Origin of the sequence: Shewanella sp. NFH-SH190041 (assembly GCF_024363255.1) — a bacterium.
GTDB lineage: Bacteria > Pseudomonadota > Gammaproteobacteria > Enterobacterales > Shewanellaceae > Shewanella.
In genome coordinates this window covers 273,437-291,972 of the sequence record NZ_AP026070.1, presented here as the reverse complement: position 1 = coordinate 291,972, position 18,536 = coordinate 273,437, and the positions used below count along the sequence as shown (strand labels likewise).

Annotated in this window: 14 protein-coding genes; 9 read left to right on the top strand and 5 right to left on the bottom strand. The window is 50.2% G+C overall.

Annotated elements, in window-relative coordinates; genetic code table 11:
* The first annotated feature begins 36 nt into the window (after positions 1-36).
* Positions 37-411 carry a hypothetical protein gene (locus NFHSH190041_RS01375; protein ID WP_261923543.1) on the top strand — a complete coding sequence of 125 codons (375 nt, stop codon included), beginning with the start codon at positions 37-39 and terminating at the stop codon, positions 409-411.
* A 137-nt stretch (positions 412-548) separates the two neighbouring features.
* On the opposite strand, the gene NFHSH190041_RS01370 is transcribed toward NFHSH190041_RS01375, so the two are convergent.
* Positions 549-1,223, bottom strand: a complete 675-nt coding sequence (locus NFHSH190041_RS01370) for a lytic transglycosylase domain-containing protein (protein ID WP_261923542.1) — start codon at positions 1,221-1,223, stop codon at positions 549-551.
* Positions 1,224-1,926: 703 nt separating this feature from the next.
* Between NFHSH190041_RS01370 and NFHSH190041_RS01365 the strand changes: the two genes are divergently transcribed.
* The gene (locus NFHSH190041_RS01365) at positions 1,927-3,546 is read left to right on the top strand and encodes an AbgT family transporter (protein ID WP_315972960.1); all 1,620 of its coding nucleotides are present in this window, start codon (positions 1,927-1,929) and stop codon (positions 3,544-3,546) included.
* Positions 3,547-4,165: 619 nt separating this feature from the next.
* Positions 4,166-4,870 (top strand): phosphodiesterase, encoded by a 705-nt coding sequence (yfcE, locus tag NFHSH190041_RS01360; RefSeq protein WP_261923541.1) that lies wholly within the window; start codon positions 4,166-4,168, stop codon positions 4,868-4,870.
* Between the two features lie 75 nt (positions 4,871-4,945).
* Here the strand turns inward: yfcE and NFHSH190041_RS01355 are convergent, their stop codons facing one another.
* A complete protein-coding gene (locus NFHSH190041_RS01355) occupies positions 4,946-8,080 on the bottom strand; it encodes an efflux RND transporter permease subunit (protein WP_261923540.1) in 3,135 nt (1,044 codons plus the stop codon).
* Positions 8,081-8,092: 12 nt separating this feature from the next.
* Positions 8,093-9,241 carry an efflux RND transporter periplasmic adaptor subunit gene (locus tag NFHSH190041_RS01350; RefSeq protein ID WP_261923539.1) on the bottom strand — a complete coding sequence of 383 codons (1,149 nt, stop codon included), beginning with the start codon at positions 9,239-9,241 and terminating at the stop codon, positions 8,093-8,095.
* A 648-nt stretch (positions 9,242-9,889) separates the two neighbouring features.
* On the opposite strand from NFHSH190041_RS01350, the gene NFHSH190041_RS01345 reads away from it, so the two are divergent.
* Both NFHSH190041_RS01345 and NFHSH190041_RS01340 read left to right on the top strand, forming a co-directional pair.
* Complete coding sequence (locus NFHSH190041_RS01345) at positions 9,890-10,645, top strand: TorF family putative porin (RefSeq protein WP_261923538.1); 756 nt, start codon at positions 9,890-9,892, stop codon at positions 10,643-10,645.
* A 274-nt stretch (positions 10,646-10,919) separates the two neighbouring features.
* Positions 10,920-11,573 (top strand): glutathione S-transferase family protein, encoded by a 654-nt coding sequence (locus NFHSH190041_RS01340; protein ID WP_261923537.1) that lies wholly within the window; start codon positions 10,920-10,922, stop codon positions 11,571-11,573.
* Between the two features lie 21 nt (positions 11,574-11,594).
* Here the strand turns inward: NFHSH190041_RS01340 and NFHSH190041_RS01335 are convergent, their stop codons facing one another.
* Positions 11,595-12,152 carry a thioesterase family protein gene (locus tag NFHSH190041_RS01335; protein WP_261923536.1) on the bottom strand — a complete coding sequence of 186 codons (558 nt, stop codon included), beginning with the start codon at positions 12,150-12,152 and terminating at the stop codon, positions 11,595-11,597.
* Between the two features lie 428 nt (positions 12,153-12,580).
* A complete protein-coding gene (gene prlC, locus NFHSH190041_RS01330; protein ID WP_261923535.1) occupies positions 12,581-14,620 on the bottom strand; it encodes an oligopeptidase A in 2,040 nt (679 codons plus the stop codon).
* Between the two features lie 265 nt (positions 14,621-14,885).
* On the opposite strand from prlC, the gene NFHSH190041_RS01325 reads away from it, so the two are divergent.
* From NFHSH190041_RS01325 to NFHSH190041_RS01310, 4 genes are all read left to right on the top strand, one after another.
* Positions 14,886-15,587, top strand: coding sequence for a hypothetical protein (locus NFHSH190041_RS01325; RefSeq protein ID WP_261923534.1), 702 nt, complete (start codon positions 14,886-14,888; stop codon positions 15,585-15,587).
* A 111-nt stretch (positions 15,588-15,698) separates the two neighbouring features.
* The gene (locus NFHSH190041_RS01320) at positions 15,699-16,214 is read left to right on the top strand and encodes a hypothetical protein (protein ID WP_261923533.1); all 516 of its coding nucleotides are present in this window, start codon (positions 15,699-15,701) and stop codon (positions 16,212-16,214) included.
* Between the two features lie 239 nt (positions 16,215-16,453).
* A complete protein-coding gene (gene gorA / locus NFHSH190041_RS01315; protein WP_261923532.1) occupies positions 16,454-17,809 on the top strand; it encodes a glutathione-disulfide reductase in 1,356 nt (451 codons plus the stop codon).
* A gap of 369 nt (positions 17,810-18,178) precedes the next feature.
* The gene (locus NFHSH190041_RS01310) at positions 18,179-18,505 is read left to right on the top strand and encodes a hypothetical protein (RefSeq protein WP_261923531.1); all 327 of its coding nucleotides are present in this window, start codon (positions 18,179-18,181) and stop codon (positions 18,503-18,505) included.
* The last annotated feature ends 31 nt before the right edge of the window (positions 18,506-18,536 follow it).

Here is an 18,536-nt window from a genome sequence, read left to right as displayed (position 1 = left end):
ATTCGCCGTGGTTAAAGCTTTTGATTCTGCTTGTAAATGCCAACAGCAGCTCACCGCGAAGTACAAACTGTGTTTGCTACACGAAGATCACAAAGGGAAAATAAAGACGTAAGAGCAAGAAAAGCTCAAAGCTTTTTATTTTTAACGCTTTTGCCCTTCTTCGTGCTCAATAACATCCCTGTTAAAAAGCCAGTTCGCCAATCCTTGGCTCTCGCTCATAAGCAAATGGCTGCGCCATATTCGCCGTGGTTAAAGCTTTTGATTCTGCTTGAAAAAGCTAACAGCGGATCACCACGAAGCGCAAACTGCGTTTGCTACACGAAGTGCACGAAGGAAAAAGATAAGAAAAAACAACAAGTCCTAGCTTGTGATTTTGCTCTTCTTCGTGCTCTTCGTGTCCTTCGTGGTTAAAGCTTTTGATTCTGCTTGTAAAAGCCAATAGCGGATCACCACGAAGCACAAACTGCGTTTGCTACACGAAGTGCACGAAGGGGAAATAAAGACGTAAGAGCAAGAAAAAATCAAAGTTTTTTTGCTATACGACGAATTTAACTGCTCTGGGCACGATATCGATGCAATAGCAGTTTCACCCGTTTGATATACGTGCGGGTTTCTTTAAACGGAGGAATACCACGGTACTTTTCCACATTACCTGGCCCAGCATTATACGCGGCAAGTGCGTGATCTAACCGGCCATCAAACCGACGTAACATTTTTGCCAGATATGCACTGCCGCCAAGAATATTACTCGCGCCATCAAATGCATTACTGACCCCAACTTCGGCCGCAGTCACCGGCATCAATTGCATCAGCCCCATCGCGCCACTACGGGATACCGCGTTAACATCAAAATTTGATTCGGCATGGATCACCGCGCGGATTAGGGCCGGTTCCAATTGGTGCAATTTAGCTGCCCGGATAATACTGTCTCGGAAAGGATGCTGATGCAGCGCCAGTGTCTGCCAGTTAATATCACTGTCGACCTGACAGGCATAACAGTCATACCAACGCACCATAAAGTGCCCTTCACTTGGTGGCGTATCACTAAAAGCCATAGTGCCGTCAGGCTTGCTGTAAGTGTACACTCGCACACCCTTGGACTGTCCGTTGGCACTGTTATCAACCGCGGCAATAACAGGTATTGAGACCAGTTGCGCAAGTGATATGCATACAAGCACCAGCCCCGCGCGGATATAGCGCAATAAATAATATGCCTGCGTCACTGGCAGCTTATCTCCATTGGTTTTTACCCTTATTAGCCTTTATGCCTTAACTTACTAGCACCTTAATACCGTAAGTTTGCACGCATGAATGCTTTATGCCCTTTCGTTGCCTAAAGCAACCAAGTTCATCCCCAACCAGATCTCAGTCAATCTCAGCAGTTAATGCCGCCATTACCCAAAACAGTGAGACTGAGAGAAAACATGTCGTGGAAAACTCGGCCAAGCCAAGTAATCGCAAGTAAGCAATTGCCCACAAACGGCGCAACAAATCGCACCAAACCAGCTATTTGTTACAAAATATCGCACATACACGCTATGGCTAGGTGAAGACAAATTTAAGCCTTAAATCGCTCACAAAAACAAACTAACCATCTGAATTTGTAACAATATCAATTTTAACTGTGGTGTTATTTTTTATACAAGGCTACAGAATTTATCGCTGAAAAAGCGATTTATCCATGAAAAAATTATTAAAAATGCAGACTTGATACAAAAAACACATCGAACAGTTAAATATTTTAACTTTTTCACTTTAACCCATTAAAGACAGTCAGTATGATGGTGCAGCGGTTTCCCGGATAAACATCGCGGGAATGGCTTCATAATCAGAATAATCTTAATTGCCAGACGCCACAGCAGCATCCCCATGGCCACTGTCCGTCACCGCCTTGCATTGCCAATAACAATGATAAAAGGATATCCCATGAGTCTGAAATCAGGTGACGGTGCTATGACCTCTCCCAATACCCCGGGCCCGAACGATCTCAGCCGCAAAGGCTGGTTTGTTAAATTCCTCAATATTGTTGAGCGGTTGGGCAACCTGCTCCCCCACCCTATCACCCTGTTTGCCCTGTTTTGTCTTGCAGTTATCTTAATTTCCGGTGTCGCCGGTTATTTTGACCTGGCCGTGGTTGATCCTAGGCCAGAAGGTGCTTCCGGCCGCAGTCCTGATGGTCTGATCCATGTCGTCAGCCTGATGAGTGGCGAAGGGTTGCGCATGATAGTGTCCAATCTGGTCACCAATTTCACCGGCTTTGCGCCACTGGGAACGGTACTGGTTGCCTTGCTCGGGGTGGGGATCGCAGAGCGCTCCGGTATGCTCTCTGCCGCAATGCGTCTGATGGTGATCGGGGCATCTCGCCGACTGGTCACCTTGGTGATCGTGTTTGCCGGTATTGTCTCCAACACAGCATCTGAGCTGGGGTATGTGGTTCTGATCCCTATGGCTGCGATGATTTTCCACTCGTTAGGTCGTCACCCGCTGGCCGGTTTAGCCGCAGCCTTTGCCGGAGTTTCGGGGGGGTATAGTGCCAACCTGCTGCTGGGCACCGTTGACCCGCTGCTGTCAGGCATTACTGAAGCAGCTGCTCAGATGATCGACCCACAATATACCGTTGGCCCGGAAGTGAACTGGTACTTTATGTTTGCCTCCACCTTCCTGATCACCTTCTTGGGTGCCTTTGTGACTGAAAAAATTGTCGAGCCTAACCTGGGGCAATATAACCCGGCAGAAGCGGCAATTGATTTATCAGCCCAAAAGATGGAAACCGTGACCGCAGATGAAAAACGCGCTCTGAAACTGGCAGGTCTGGCAGCGTTAACCGTTACCTTGATTGTAGCGGCATTAGTGGTGCCTGAAGGCGCGCCACTTCGTAACCAAGCAACCGGCGAAGTTGCAGGCTCACCGTTTCTTAAAGGCATCGTGGCCTTTATTTTCATCGGCTTTGCGATTCCGGGGCTGGTTTACGGTAAAGCGATAGGCTTATTTAACAAAGACAAAGACGTGATTGATGCCATGTCCGAAAGCATGAGCACCATGGGTATGTATATTGTGCTGGTGTTCTTTGCCTCTCAGTTTGTCGCTTTCTTTAAGTGGACCAATCTAGGCGCGGTAATGGCTGTTGCTGGGGCCGATGCTCTGAACGCCATTGGTCTGACCGGCCCGCTGGTCTTTGTGTTCTTTATTGCCATGTGTGGGCTGATTAACCTGTCGCTGGGCAGTGCTTCAGCCCAGTGGGCGGTCACAGCACCGATTTTTGTGCCTATGCTGATGCTGATTGGCTACGCACCAGAAACCATTCAGGCGGCTTACCGTATCGGTGATTCAGTCACTAACCTGATCACCCCGATGATGAGTTACTTTGGTTTGATATTGGCAGTAGCCTGCCGCTATAAAAAGGATCTCGGGATCGGTACGCTCATCGCCACCATGCTGCCTTATACCCTGATCTTCTTCGTCGGTTGGGTCAGCTTCTTCTTTATCTGGGTATTTGGTTTCGGCCTCCCCGTCGGTCCCGGCTCCGCAACCTACTACACGCCTTAATCCCGCTAGCCATATCCCCCAAGCCACAGCTCGCTGTGGCTTTTTTATTGAGACATTTAAGCATTACCGTTCCATCTACTCACAAACAACACTTTGCTCATGTCTTGATCTTTACTCTTCGTGGCCTTCGTGTAGCAAACCCAGTTTGTGCTTCGTGGTGATCCGCTTTGGCTTTTCCAAACAGAATCAAAAGCGATTAACCACGGCGAATATGGCGCAGCCATATGCTTATGAGCGAGAGCCAAGGATTGGCGAGCAGGCTGTTATACATGGATGTATTTGCGCTACGTTCACGGCGAATATGGCACAGCCATATGCTTATGAGCGAGAGCCAAGGATTGGCGAACTGGTTTTTTAACAGGGATGTTATTGAGCACGAAAAAGGGCAAAGGCATTAAATGAGCTTTTCTTGCTCTTTCCCTTCGTGATCTTCGTGTAGCAAACGCAGTTTGCACTTCGTGGTGATCCGCTGTGGCCTTTCCCAAACAGAATCAAAAGCAATCAACCACTAAGCGTTTCACTCACAAAGGGCACGAAAAAGAGCAAAGACCTTTAATCACAACAGCTTTGTTCTTACTTTGATCTTTACCCTTCGTGGTCTTCGTGTAGCAGACGCAGTGTGCGCTTCGTGGTGATCCGCTTTGGCTTTTCCAAACAGAATCAAAAGCGAGCAAAATTGAAACACGAGCGGTATAGCAAGCTCAGTTGCATTGTCAGCTGTCAGAGTTATATTGAGCCTCTGAGTTTTCTTCCCGGGCACCATTTAATGACACTGTTTATTGCCTCTGACCTTCACGGTTCCCTGACCGCCACCCAGCTGATGCTGGAGCGTTTTGAACAATCCGGCAGCCGCTACCTGATCCTACTGGGGGACATTCTTAACCACGGGCCGCGCAATGCGATTCCGGCGGGTTATGATCCGGCTAAACTGGCTGAAACCCTCAATCCTTATGCTGATCGCATTATTGCTGTGCGGGGCAATTGTGACAGTGAAGTCGACCAGATGCTGCTGGACTTTCCCATCACGGCGCCATTTCAGCAGGTGATCCTGCCCCAAATGCGCCTGTTCCTGACCCACGGTCACCTATTCAACCCAGAGCATATGCCTAAACTGCTACCCGACGACGGCTTTATCTATGGCCATACCCATATTCCGGTCGCTGAATACAAGCAAGGTATACTGCACTTCAACCCCGGTTCCACCACCATTCCTCGTAATGGCGGCAGCGCTTCCTATGGCCTTATCAGTGAAACTGAATGCCAAGTGCGGGATCTGCACACAGATGCGGTGATGCTCAGTTGTGAACTGCGCCATCGGCTCTAATCCCCTAATACTCAAACATAAAAAAACCGGCCTAAGCCGGTTTTTTTCAATCACCATAACACCTGTCAAGACAGCCTATTTAGCCTTAGCAGCCTTTTTGGCATCTCGCTCGCGCTTACTGAAGATCCGCTCCACAATCACAAAGAAGAGTGGCACAAAGAAAATCCCCAAGAAGGTGGAGCTGAGCATCCCGCCCACCACACCGGTACCAATGGCGTTTTGCGCGCCAGAGCCCACACCAGTACTGATGGCCAATGGCACAACACCCAGACCAAATGCCAGCGAAGTCATCAGAATTGGCCGCAAACGTACCCGCACCGCATGCAGAGTCGCATCCACCAGACTTGCCCCTTTTTCATAGTATTCCTTGGCAAATTCCACAATCAAAATGGCGTTCTTGGTGGCCAAGCCCACAGTGGTCAACAGCCCCACTTGGAAGAACACGTCATTGTTCAGTCCGCGGCCATAGGTCGCCAACAGCGCACCAATAATCCCCAGTGGTACCACCAAAATCACAGCAAATGGCACTGACCAACTCTCATACAAGGCCGCCAACACGAGGAACACCACCAGGATCGACAGGGCATACAACATCGGCGCCTGATTGCCAGATAACCGCTCCTCATAGGACAAGCCATTCCATTCAATGCCAAAGCCCGCGGGCAATTTTGCCGCCATCGCTTCCATGGCATCCATGGCATCACCGGTACTGTATCCCGGCGCTGTCGCCCCTTGAATATTCACGGCTGGCAAGCCACCAAAACGCTCCAGCCGCGGCGGGCCAAATTCCCAACTGCCGGTAGCAAAGGCGGAAAATGGCACCATTTCGCCCAGATTATTGCGCACATGCCAACTGTCCAGATCCCCGGGTTGCATACGGTATTGCGCTTCACCCTGCACAAACACCTTTTTCACCCGGCCGCGATCAATATAGTCATTGACGTAACTGCCACCGAATGCGGTCGCCAGCACAGCATTAACATCATTGATGTTCAGCCCCAATGCCCGCAGCTTGCTGTGATCAATATGCAACTGATACAAAGGCGCATCTTCCTGACCGTTAGGCCGCACCCCGACCAGATTCTTATCCTGCCCCGCCATGCCCAATAACTGGTTACGCGCGGCGATCAGGGCATCATGGCCTTGGCCATTTTTATCCTGCAGGAACATGTCAAAACCATTGGCCGTACCCAGCTCCAATACCGCTGGCGGCACAAAGGCGAACACAAAGGCTTCCTTGATGGACATGAAGTACCCCATCGCCCGTCCGGCAACTGACTGCACATCCTGCCCCGGGGCCGTACGCTGCTCCCAAGGCTTCAGCCCCACGAACGCGATCCCCATGTTTTGCCCCATCCCGGCAAAACTAAAACCGGATACCGAGAACACGGACTCCACATTCTGCTTTTCATTGTTCAGCAGATAATCGCTCACCTTATCCAGTACTTGCTGGGTGCTCTGTTGGGTTGAGTTGGCAGGCAGGATCACCTGAGTAAACAAAATGCCCTGATCTTCATCGGGTAAGAAAGCCGTCGGCATCCGCAGGAACACCCAGCCGGTTGCCACCACCAGCGCCAGATAAATCACAAACACCCGGCCAGTACGTTTTAAGATCCCGCCCACACTGGCTTCATAACGGTTGGTCCAGCGGTCAAAGGTACGGTTAAACCAGCCGAAAAAGCCTTTATCTGTGTAGGCATGCCCTTTAGATACCGGCTTTAACATGGTGGCACACAGCGCTGGCGTCAGGATCATCGCCACCAGCACCGATAGCGCCATAGCCGAGACAATCGTGATGGAGAACTGACGGTAAATCACCCCGGTAGAGCCGGACATAAACGCCATAGGTACGAATACTGCCGACAGCGTCAGACCAATCCCCACCAGTGCGCCGGTGATCTGATCCATGGATTTACGGGTGGCCTCCAGCGGGCTGCAGCCCTCTTCCGACATGATCCGCTCAACGTTTTCCACCACCACAATGGCATCATCCACTAACAGGCCGATGGCCAGCACCATGGCGAACATGGTCAGGGTATTGATGGAGAACCCGGCAACCGCCAAGATCCCAAAGGTGCCGAGCAATACAACCGGCACGGCGATCATCGGGATCAGCGTAGCGCGGAAGTTCTGCAGGAACAGGAACATAATCAAAAAGACCAGCACCACAGCTTCCAGCAGAGTGTGCACCACGCCTTCAATGGATTTACCCACAAATGGCGTGGTATCAAACGGCACCACCACATCCAAGCCTTCTGGGAAGAAAGGCTTCATCTCATTGATTTTATCCATCACCGCTGTCGCGGTATCCAGCGCATTGGCGCCGGTAGCCAACTGGATAGCCATACCGGCAGCAGGGCGACCATTGTAGAAAGAGGTCACCATATAGCTTTCAGCGCCCACTTCCACTTGCGCCACATCGCCAAGCAATACCTTGGCACCACTGGCATCGGATTTCAGCACAATATTGCGAAACTCTTCAGCACTGTGCAGACGGCTTTGGGCCGAAATAGTGGCGTTCAGTTGCTGCCCTTTAACCGATGGTGTTCCCCCCAGTTGACCGGCTGACACTTGGGCGTTTTGCTCGCGGATCGCCATAATAATGTCATTGGTGGTCAAGCGGTATTGGGTCAACTTCAACGGGTCAAGCCAGATCCGCATAGCATATTGGGAACCGAACAGGGTGATATCCCCCACCCCGGCAACCCGGCTCATAGGATCCTGAATATTGGCCGCCACATAGTCGGCAATATCCGCTTTATCCATAGAACCATCTTGGGAAACAAACCCCAGCACCATCAAAAAGCCGGTGCCGGCTTTATTCACGCTGATCCCCTGCGCCTGCACTTCCTGCGGCAGCAATGGCATCGCCAGCTGCAGCTTGTTTTGCACCTGCACCTGGGCGATATCCACATCCGCCTCGGCATTAAAGGTCAGAGTAATTTCCGCATTACCAAAGCTGTCACTGCTGGATTTGATATAGCGCAAATGATCCAGCCCGGTCATGCGCTGCTCAATCACCTGGGTGACCGAGTCTTCCACCGTTTTGGCCGATGCGCCCGGATAGTTAGCCGCAATCACCACGGTCGGCGGTGCGATACTCGGATACTGGGAAACCGGTAAGCCCTTAATGGCCATCGCCCCCGCCAGCATAATAATAATGGCGATCACCCAGGCGAAAATAGGGCGATCGATAAAGAATCTTGCCATAGTCCCGCCCCGTTACTTTGCCTGCTGTGCTGTCACGTCTGTGGGGCTTACCGATGCCCCCGGCCGCACTTTTTGTAAGCCTGCCACAATCAGGCGATCCCCCGCCTGCAATCCTTTGGTCACCAGCCACTGGTTATCTATCGCCTCAGCGGTTTCCACCGTCCGGGCCTCCACTTTATTGTCAGCGCTCACCACCATGGCCACCCCTTCACCTTTCGGGTTACGGGTAATGGCTTTTTGCGGCACCAAAATGGCGTGGGGATCGGTGCCCACTGTCACTATGGTGCGCACAAACATGCCCGGCAGCAGCAGACCATCTGGGTTAGGGAATTCCGCCCGCAACCCGACCGCGCCGGTATCTTCATTAACAGTGACTTCAGAAAACTGCAGCTTTCCCTGATGGTGATACACAGAGCCATCTTCGAGAATTAATGTCACACTGGCACTCTGGGGCTGGGCTAATGTCCCGGAAGCAATGCGCTGCTTGAGGCGCAACATTTGGGTGCTGGACTGGACAATATCCACATTGATGGGATCGAGCTGAGAAATCTGTGCCAGCGGCTGGGCTTGTCCGGCGCCGACCAGCGCCCCCGGTGTCACATTAGACTTACCGATACGCCCGGCAATGGGCGCAGCAACCCGGGTATATTCCAGATTAATCTCAGCGGTGTTAATGGCTGCTTTGGCAACGGCCACACTGGCTTTAGCCTCAAGATAAGCCGCTTGCGCCTGATCATAATCCTGCTGACTGACGGCCTTGGTCTTCACCAATTCTGCAAAACGAGTGGCCGTCGCCCGGGTTGATGCCAGCGCCGCTTTAGCGCGTTGCAGCTCCGCACGGGCACTGACTAGGGCTGCTTCATAAGGAGCTGCATCGATTTGATACAGTGACTGACCGGCTGTGACCTGCCCACCTTCAGTAAAGCTGCGAGCCGTGATAATGCCGCTAACCTGAGGGCGCACTTCCGCCTCCAGATAAGCTCGGCTACGGCCCGGCAATTCCAGCGTAATCGGCTGTACCTTGGTACTGACTTCAATCACATCAACCGGGACACTCTGTGGCCCCAGGCCTCCGGCCTGCTCCGACGCACCGCCGGGATTGCAGGCGGCCAGTCCCAGCGCCATCAGCACTGGGGTAACGAGTTTTAATTTCTGCCGCATCCGTACTCCTACACCAACCCAGCCGGTGGCAATCGCCCCGCCGCAGTTAAGATTTATTCATAAGGGAAATATCTGGCATTTATCTCATACCGCAAAATCATCAACAAGGCAGGCTTTGTGTGAAAGTGTAAACGAATGAAAATAATGCAGAAATACAGCAGAAAAACACAACCTTTCATTAACATTGCGTCGGCGAACGCAAAATTATCTGTACTATGACCTAGATGCTAAGCTGAATATCAAAAGCGCTACCAATACACTAGAAATACAAGCAAATTCATTGGATTATATAAACAAAAGTTTTTTCTTACTGTCCTTGTTTCAAAAATTCAGACCACAACATCCCATAGCAGAGCCTTGATATTAACAACCAGCAATAAGAAACCTTCCATTTTCATATTGTTCACGTTTTTTCACATATCATTGCAGACTGTTCATGACCTAAGCGGATCCTATTCATAGCATGCCGTTATATTCAAACTTGTTAATAAAACTGATTAACATTCAACCACTGGTAAAGCAGCCCCTATTCGCGAGGGAGACTTCTGCCTGCCAGTTACCTATGCAGCATGCCAGCCCATAACAGTACTGCCTGTGGTTCAAAAGCCTGCAGTACTCAATGGGACGGTTGAAATAATGAGGTTGGTAATGACGTGTAAACCGCTTTCCCTTCTGCTGCCAGCAAGCCTGCTGGCATTATCTTTTCCTGCACTGGCAGTAGCTGATGATAACGATGGTCAGATCGCTGGCGGCACCATTTCCGGTAAACTGACGTTTGCCACGGATTATGTTTTCCGCGGCGAGTCTGAAACCCTCGACGGGGAAATCCCAGTGGTTCAGGGAACCTTGGGCTGGAGCAATCCTCAGGGGTGGTATGGCGGGCTCTATGCTTCCAATATCAAATTTCGCGATCCCAATTTGGAAATCGTCACCGCCCCTTACATCGGAAAATTTGGCGAATTTGGTCAAAGCGGTTTCAGTTATGATGTGATGGTCTTTTCCTATCTCTACCCCAACGCCTCTTACGCCAACTACACCGAACTCTGGCTGCGAGTTGGCAAAACGTTTGGTGCAGCCAAGCTGCAATTAGAGGTAACGCCAACGTTGGATGATTGGTTCGGGGTTACCGGCTGGCACGGGGTCAACTACGCCATTCACCCCAGCTACACCTTACCCGGCGGCTTTAATTTGTCAGGAAGTGTGGGATATCAAGACCTTTACAGCTCAGATAATGCCGCAGAAGGCTGGACACACTGGAATTTGGGATTAGGGAAGCATTACCTGGGATTGGATTTTGACCTGCGCTATCACGGCAGTACAGTGGATAAAGACCATAAGGTATACGGCGATCAAACCGTAATTTTTGATGACCGATTAGTTTTCGGCGTCAGTAAAAGCTTTTAATCCCCTGTAATCCCCCCGCCGATTCAGGCTACCTACCCGGTAGCCTGTTTGTTTTACTCTGTCTGTTTTGTTCTGTCTCATCCAACAACCAGCCCGCAGCATCACAGGGCTCATCACGTTATAGAAAAAGTAAAAGGGTGATTTATCGATTCTGCCATCTTGCCGCTAGAGCTCAAGTGGCCGGTAAATTGTCAGCCAAAAGTTTACTCTGGCCGGACAGCGACTAGAGTTATTACAGAGACTGCCGCTCTGCAGCCGCCATGGAGTCAGGGTTTTGGATCTGTATTACTATCCTTTGTCACGCTATTCGCAAAAGGTATTGATCGCCTTGTTTGAAAAACAGGTTGCCTTCAATGCCAATTTTACCGATCTGCGCGATCCTCAGATCCGGCAGGATTTTTACCGCCACTACCCTTACTGCAAACTACCACTGCTGATCACGCCAGAAGGCCGAGCATTGCCAGAGTCCAGCATCATTATTGAATATCTGGATAACCGCTGCGTCAGCGCCAATCCACTGATCCCGCTGCACCACCAGCAAGAACTGCAAGTCAGATTGTTTGATCGCATGATCGACACGGATTTAAATGACAGGTTATTTGCGCTGGATAAACAGACCGAGTTACCCGGCGGGGGAGATCAACTGCAGCAGCGCCGCTTGGAAAATCAATTACAGCAGTTTCTGTTTTTACTAGAACAGCAACTGATGCCAGAGCAAGAGTGGCTCTGCGGCGGCCACTTAACCCTAGCTGACTGTGCGTTATTGCCCTGTCTGCGCCACCCTTGGTTGGCATCCCAGCTAAGCCAATTACCTCGTTTAGACAGTTACTGCCACCGCGCTGCTATGCGCGCCAGTTGGATGCTCGTTCAAGATGAGATTGCTCAAGCTGAAGGTAATGATTTTGCCGGGCTCAATCAAATTCCCTGAAATCGCACTCATTGCACCACCTCAAGCCACTTTATCTCTGCGGCTATTATCATGATTACTGGCTTTTTTCATCTGCAACATCCGCTTCCATTGCGCCACTTCCGGTGGCAGTGTCGGTGCCTCCCCTTGATACCCGGCGGCAGCGACTAACTCCGGAATCGGCACCTGTTTACCACGGCAGACAAATACCCCGCGCACATGGGCGATACAGTGCAGCCCACGGTCGGACACAAAACGTTGCTCGATGTAGAAATATTTGTCATCCCAACCCACCACTTTAGTTTCGACGCTGAAACGCTGCAGCGGTTTAATATCGCGGATATAGGTAAATTCGTAGGCATTGACGATCGGCATCCAGCCCTTACGTAAAAAGGGTTTTAACAACCCCATTTCCGCCAACAGATAGGTCCGGGCTAAATCCATAAAGGAGGGATATCGGGAGTTTGTCAGGTGTAGATTCACATCACAATCAGTGGGCAATGCCCGATAACTGATGGAACTGGTATCAAGAAAACCAATTTTACCGCAGTGACGGATACGCCAAATAAACAACCATAGCATTCTGAAAATTAAATTCATTCGTCGCGCATCCCTTCTTTCCCTGAGCCCCACAGGCTAACAGAGCCGAAGGATTGGCGTAAAGTATAAAAACTGTCCCCCCAAAGAAGCTGCGCTTTTACCCTTCGAGCGCTTCGTGGTGAGATCCACTTTTTGCCCTTAAAAACTCACCACGAAAGGCGCGAAGAAGATCAAAATCAAAAACTACATTTTTTAAAATTTTCTTCGCTTTTGCCTTCGTGCTCTTCGTGTAACAAGTGAGGCGAGTGCTTCGTGGTGCTCTGCTGTTAGTTTTTATGTCATCCGCAGCAGCCCCATATCTGAAGCTGTGAGCCGTTCATCTCTGTACCACGATCCCCTTGTCTATTCACTTCCAGTTTTTCGGTTAAACATCAAAAATAAAAAGCGGCCTAAGCCGCTTTTTCGCTCAGTCGCTAACCTATTGATTGTTATGTAGCAATGCCACTGTGACGCAACAGCGCATCAATCTGAGGTTCACGCCCACGGAAGCGTTTAAACAGCGCCATAGGTGCTTCACTGCCGCCCATTTCCAGAATATTGTGCAGGAAATCAGCCCCGGTGTACGGGTTGAAGACCCCTTCTTCCTCAAAGCGGGAGAAAGCATCAGCAGACAGAACTTCTGCCCACTTATAGCTGTAATAGCCCGCCGCATAGCCACCGGCAAAGATATGCGCGAAACTGTGCTGGAAGCGATTGAAATCTGCCGCCTTCACCACCGCGACCTGACTGCGGACTTCATCAAGGATCTGTTGAATACGAGCGCCTAATTCAGGTTTGTATTCCAAGTGAATACGGAAATCAAACAGTGAAAACTCCAACTGACGCAGCATCATCATGCCGGATTGGAAGTTTTTCGCCGCCAGCATTTTATCCAGCATCGCTTTTGGCAGTGGTTCACCGGTTTCATAATGGCCGGAAATTTCTGCCAGCGCTTCTTCAGACCAACACCAGTTTTCCATAAACTGACTTGGCAGCTCCACCGCATCCCATGGCACACCATTAATACCAGATACCCCGGCCACATTGATACGGGTCAACATATGGTGAATACCATGGCCAAATTCGTGGAATAAGGTGGTCACTTCATCGTGGGTAAACAGCGCGGGTTTACCATCCACAGGGGCATTAAAGTTACAGGTCAGGTAAGCAACCGGCTTTTGCAGGCCATTGCTGGTTGTGCGCCGTACCCGACACTCATCCATCCATGCACCGCCACGTTTGCCGCTACGAGCATAAAGATCCAGATAGAAGCTGCCACGGTGCTCACCATCAGCATCATAAATATGGAAGAAACGCACATCTTTATGCCAACGATCAAAGTCTTTTTGCTCTTCGATTTTCAGACCGAACAGCCGGGACACGGTGTAGAACAAACCATGTAGCACTCTGTCTTCTGGGAAATAAGGGCGCAGATCTTCCTGGGAAATTTCATACTTGTGCTGCTGCAGTTGCTCGCCGTAGTAACCCATATCCCACGGGGCTAACTCCGCCACACCGTATTCTTGTTTAGCAAATGCCTGTAACTCGGCTAATTCGGTTTCACCCTGTTTTTTCGAGCGCAGCGCCAGCTCATTCAAAAACGCCATCACCTGCTCAGGGGATTCTGCCATCTTGGTGGCAAGGGATTTATCCGCATAGCTGGCAAAGCCCAGCAGATTAGCCAATTCATGGCGCAGCGCCATAATTTCTTCCATCACCGCCGAGTTATCAAACTCACCGGCATTTGGCCCCTGATCCGATGCCCGGGTGACATAGGCTCGGTACATTTCTTCCCGTAGTGACCGATTTTCACTGTACGTCATTACCGGCAAATAAGACGGAAAATCCAAGGTAAAGAGCCAGCCTTGTTGCTCTTTGGCCTCAGCCATGGCTTTTGCTGCCGCTTTAGCTGAATCGGGCAACCCCGCCAGCTCAGCTTCGTCAGTGATCAGCTTGCTCCAGGCATGGGTGGCATCTAACAGTTGATTAGAGAATGTGCTGGTCAGTTCAGACAAGCGCTTGGCAATTTCGCCATAACGCACTTTCTGCTCATCTTCCAGACCAATACCGGACAGCTCAAAATCCCGCAGACTGTTTTCAATATAGGTCTGCTGTGGCTTGGTTAACGTGGCAAACTCGGCGGATTCATGCAGTTCCTTATAGGCCTGATATAGGCCTTGATGCTGTCCCACCCAGGTACCATAGTCTGACAACAGGGGCAGACAGGCATCATGGGCCTGACGCCATTCATCTGTGCTCAAAACAGAATTCATATGGGAAACTGGCGACCAAATCTGATTCAAGGCATCATCGGTCTCATCCAGTGGCTCCACCAGATTATCCCAGGTATAGCCCTGCTGACGAATGGTAACCTGTTCAATTTTATCCCGGCAACGCTGGATAGCCAGTTCAACAGCCTCTTGAATATGTTCGGGTTTTATCTCTGAAAACACCGGTAGCTCATTGCTACGCAGTAAAGGGTTGGTCATACTGGTTCCTTAGATGTTGCTTGCGCCAATAGAGTATAAATAGGGGCGGAATGTTGAATAATCAAGCTTAAACCCTCGTATTTTCCTGTGCTTAACATATTATTCTGAACTAATGTGAGCAAGGTGTCACAAATTGCAAAAGCTTCATTTGCCGGTCACAAATTTTGCGCCACTGAACACAAATGAAAATAAATCTCATTTGTTATTACAAATTTTTCATTATGATGCGGCCACTGATACAAATTACCGAATAAGGCCCTTGCAGATGAACCGTACGCTTCTTTCCACTTCCCTGTTAACACTCCTGTGCGCTGCCCCATTAGCCGCCCAGGCAGCCGATATTGAGTTTACCGGTCGCTGGGACTCCCGATATCTCTCTGAAGGGGTGAACAACCTCGAAAAAGGGGGCATTTTCTGGGGGGAAGCTAATGTCAGTCAAGATGGGCTGAACGGTTATATCAAAGTCGGCCGCGGTGACAGTGTTAAATATACCGAGCTGAATGCTGGCCTGAATTACACTGTCGATTTACCAGTGGATTTCAGTACCACACTGGGATATGAGCGGGTTGAGTCTTGGGCTGATGAACGTGGCCATGATAATAATCTAACCGCTGCGCTGGATTACAATGGCATCGACTGGCTGACCCCGGAAATTTATTACTCCTATGCCACAGAAGCAAAAGGGTATTACCTGCAGTTCTCGCTTACCGGTAACTTCCAAGTTAATGAGCAGTTCACACTAAATCCTTATGTGCAGGAAGTGGTGGACTTTGGTGCCATCACTGAAAGTTATAACGGCCCGAATAACTTTGAACTGGGTATTAATGCCAATTATCAGCTGACATCCCATATTAGCCTTGGTGCCGTGGTTAGCCACAGCATTGCCCAAACTAACCTAAAACGCGATGCCGCGCCTGGTGCTGATATGAACCAAACCTATGCGGGCATTAACTTCACCTGGCGTTAAGGGATAAAGACTTCAGCTTTACCCTACCCCTGCCACGGACGGCAGTATTTCCCGCGATAATTCAGTGCACTGACTATACTCAAGCCACCTGTCCCCAACACCTCTTTGCATATGCTTACCCGCTTTGCTGCTGTTATTCCCGCGCGGTTATTACTCTTACTGATGCTATCTCTATCACCAATGTTCACTATTGGCGCGCCCGATATTGCATCATTAAAACCTGAAGACTCAGCATCAGAAACACCCAAAACACTGCCCTTAGGGACTTTACTTGATGCTAACGGTCAACCAATGGCACTCCCGCAACAACACCAAGGCGCAATGCATTATCAAGCACCGAAACAAAGCCCAATTAAACCGCGCAGCAACCCGGCGCCATCGTCCCAGCGGAACCATGCAGGAAAAGGGAAAAGTAAAGCTAGAAGCACAGGGCGGATAACCGTCGCAAATGACCCGACCTGCCGCTGGCTAGATCAGCGCTTAAAGCAGCTGCAAATACAGCAGCAACAAAGGTATGGCCACCAGCAACGGGAGCTGACACTGCGTCGTAAAGAATGGCGTTGTCTCGATTGTGCCGGGAAAGGACCTGAAGCGGGAGATCACGCCCGTTGCCAAATCAAGCGCTAACCCCTAAGCGATAAATCCTTAGCGCCAAACAAGAACCGCGTTAAGTGAAAGTAACTTAAGTGAAAGCAACATTGCATCAGGTCTAGAGCCCGCCAAGGTTGAGAATAGATTAAACAGAAACAACACAATAGCATCAGACACTGTCACTCTTGGGCAGAATTTGGCAGTATGCTGTGCAGCAGTTTTTTCCGGCCCTCACATCCGATGCGCCGCCGGCTAACTTGAAAATGGAGTACAACATGGCACAACACTTTGATTATATCTGCCTGGGTGCAGGCAGTGGTGGGATTGCATCTGCTAACCGGGCCGCAATGCGCGGCGCAAAAGTTTTGCTGATCGAAGGTAAAGCACTGGGTGGCACCTGTGTCAATGTTGGCTGCGTGCCGAAAAAAGTGATGTGGTATGGTGCTCAAGTAGCTGAAGCCATGCACCTCTACGCCAAAGATTACGGCTTTGATGTCACCCTAAATAAATTTGACTGGCAAACATTGGTTAACAGTCGCACTGCCTATATTGACCGTATTCACGGGGCCTATGAGCGGGGACTGGCCAGTAATAATGTCACCGTGGTACATGGCTATGGCCGCTTTGTTGATAACCACACCATTGATGTTGATGGCGAGCAATACACTGCTGATCATATTCTTATCGCCACCGGCGGCCGACCAACCATCCCTAATATTCCTGGGGCTGAATACGGCATTGATTCCGATGGTTTCTTTGCGCTGCAACAGCAACCTAAGCGGGTTGCCATTGTCGGTGCCGGATATATTGCCGTAGAAATTGCCGGGGTATTACACGCCCTTGGCAGTGAGACCCACCTGTTTGTCCGCAAACATGCGCCGCTGCGTAATTTCGATCCGCTACTAAGTGACACTTTAGTGGCACAAATGGCCAAAGAAGGTCCAATGCTGCATACCTTCAGCATTCCCCAATCCGTCAGTAAAAACAGTGATGGCAGCCTGACGCTGACATTGGAAAACGGTAACAGCCATGACGTTGACTGCTTGATCTGGGCCATTGGCCGCCATCCAGCAACGGGCAATATTGGGCTAGAAAATACCGATGTCACTCTGGATGAACGCGGTTTCGTCTTTGCCGATGCCCAGCAAAATACTTCCGCAGAAGGCGTCTATTGCGTTGGTGATATTATGGCGGGCGGGGTGGAACTGACCCCAGTCGCGGTGAAAGCGGGCCGGTTACTGTCAGAGCGCCTGTTTAACAATATGTCTGATGCAGCGATGGATTATCACTGTATTCCTACGGTGGTATTTAGCCATCCACCTATCGGCACTATGGGCCTGAGTGAGCCACAAGCCATTGAGCAATATGGCCAAGATAAGGTCAAAGTCTACACTTCAACCTTTGCCTCCATGTACACCGCCATTACTGCCCATCGTCAAGAATGTAAATTTAAGCTGGTGTGTGTGGGTGAAGAGGAAAAAGTAGTTGGGATCCACGGCATCGGATTTGGTATGGATGAAATCCTGCAAGGTTTCGCCGTTGCCATCAAAATGGGCGCGACTAAGGCCGACTTTGATGCCACAGTGGCCATCCACCCCACAGGCGCTGAAGAGTTTGTTACCCTCAGGTGATAGTGTCGAAAAGCCACCTCCACGTGTTGTAAAACTCTGGAAAAAGCGTAATTTAGGCTAGAAGGCTACCTTCTAGCCTTTTTTCTATACAGCGCTCAGTAAGCTCAATCATAAGGAGATATGATGGCTAGGCTTTTGCAATCCAGTGACGTGTTCATTGGTGGTGTTATCCGGCAAGAAGCGGACCTAATCCATTTCGAGGGCGGTCGAAACCTGGGGCCACTACCAACGCTGTATGACGGACAAGGCCAGTACATTGAGCCGGTCAATCAATGGTTCATCCACCTGTCAGCAACCAAACGCCTCTAAGACCTCAGTTCCTATTCACGTGCATTGCTTCGATACTGGTCATTTCTAGACAGAGAGGCATTGACCAGGGACGAATTCCCACCGGTGAAAGGACTAAAGCCCACCTACCGTTTCCGCAATGATGAGCTGCTGCAAAGCGTAAAATCAGGTGAGTTGGCGTACTCTACAGCAAACACCTACATGAGCCATGTTGTGCAGTTTTACCTATGGGCTGCACATGAGCGCCTGTACCCGATCACCGAAATCCATAAGCCATTTGAGATTGAGTTCGTACAGGTCAAAAGTCACGGCATGCTGGCCCATATGATGCCGAAGTTCACTGTGCAGACTTCAGATCTGCGCATCCGAGTGCCCAAGAACTCAACCACTAAAACTGTAGTGGCATAGTGAATTTGGCCACCTGATTAGAGCTGCTATG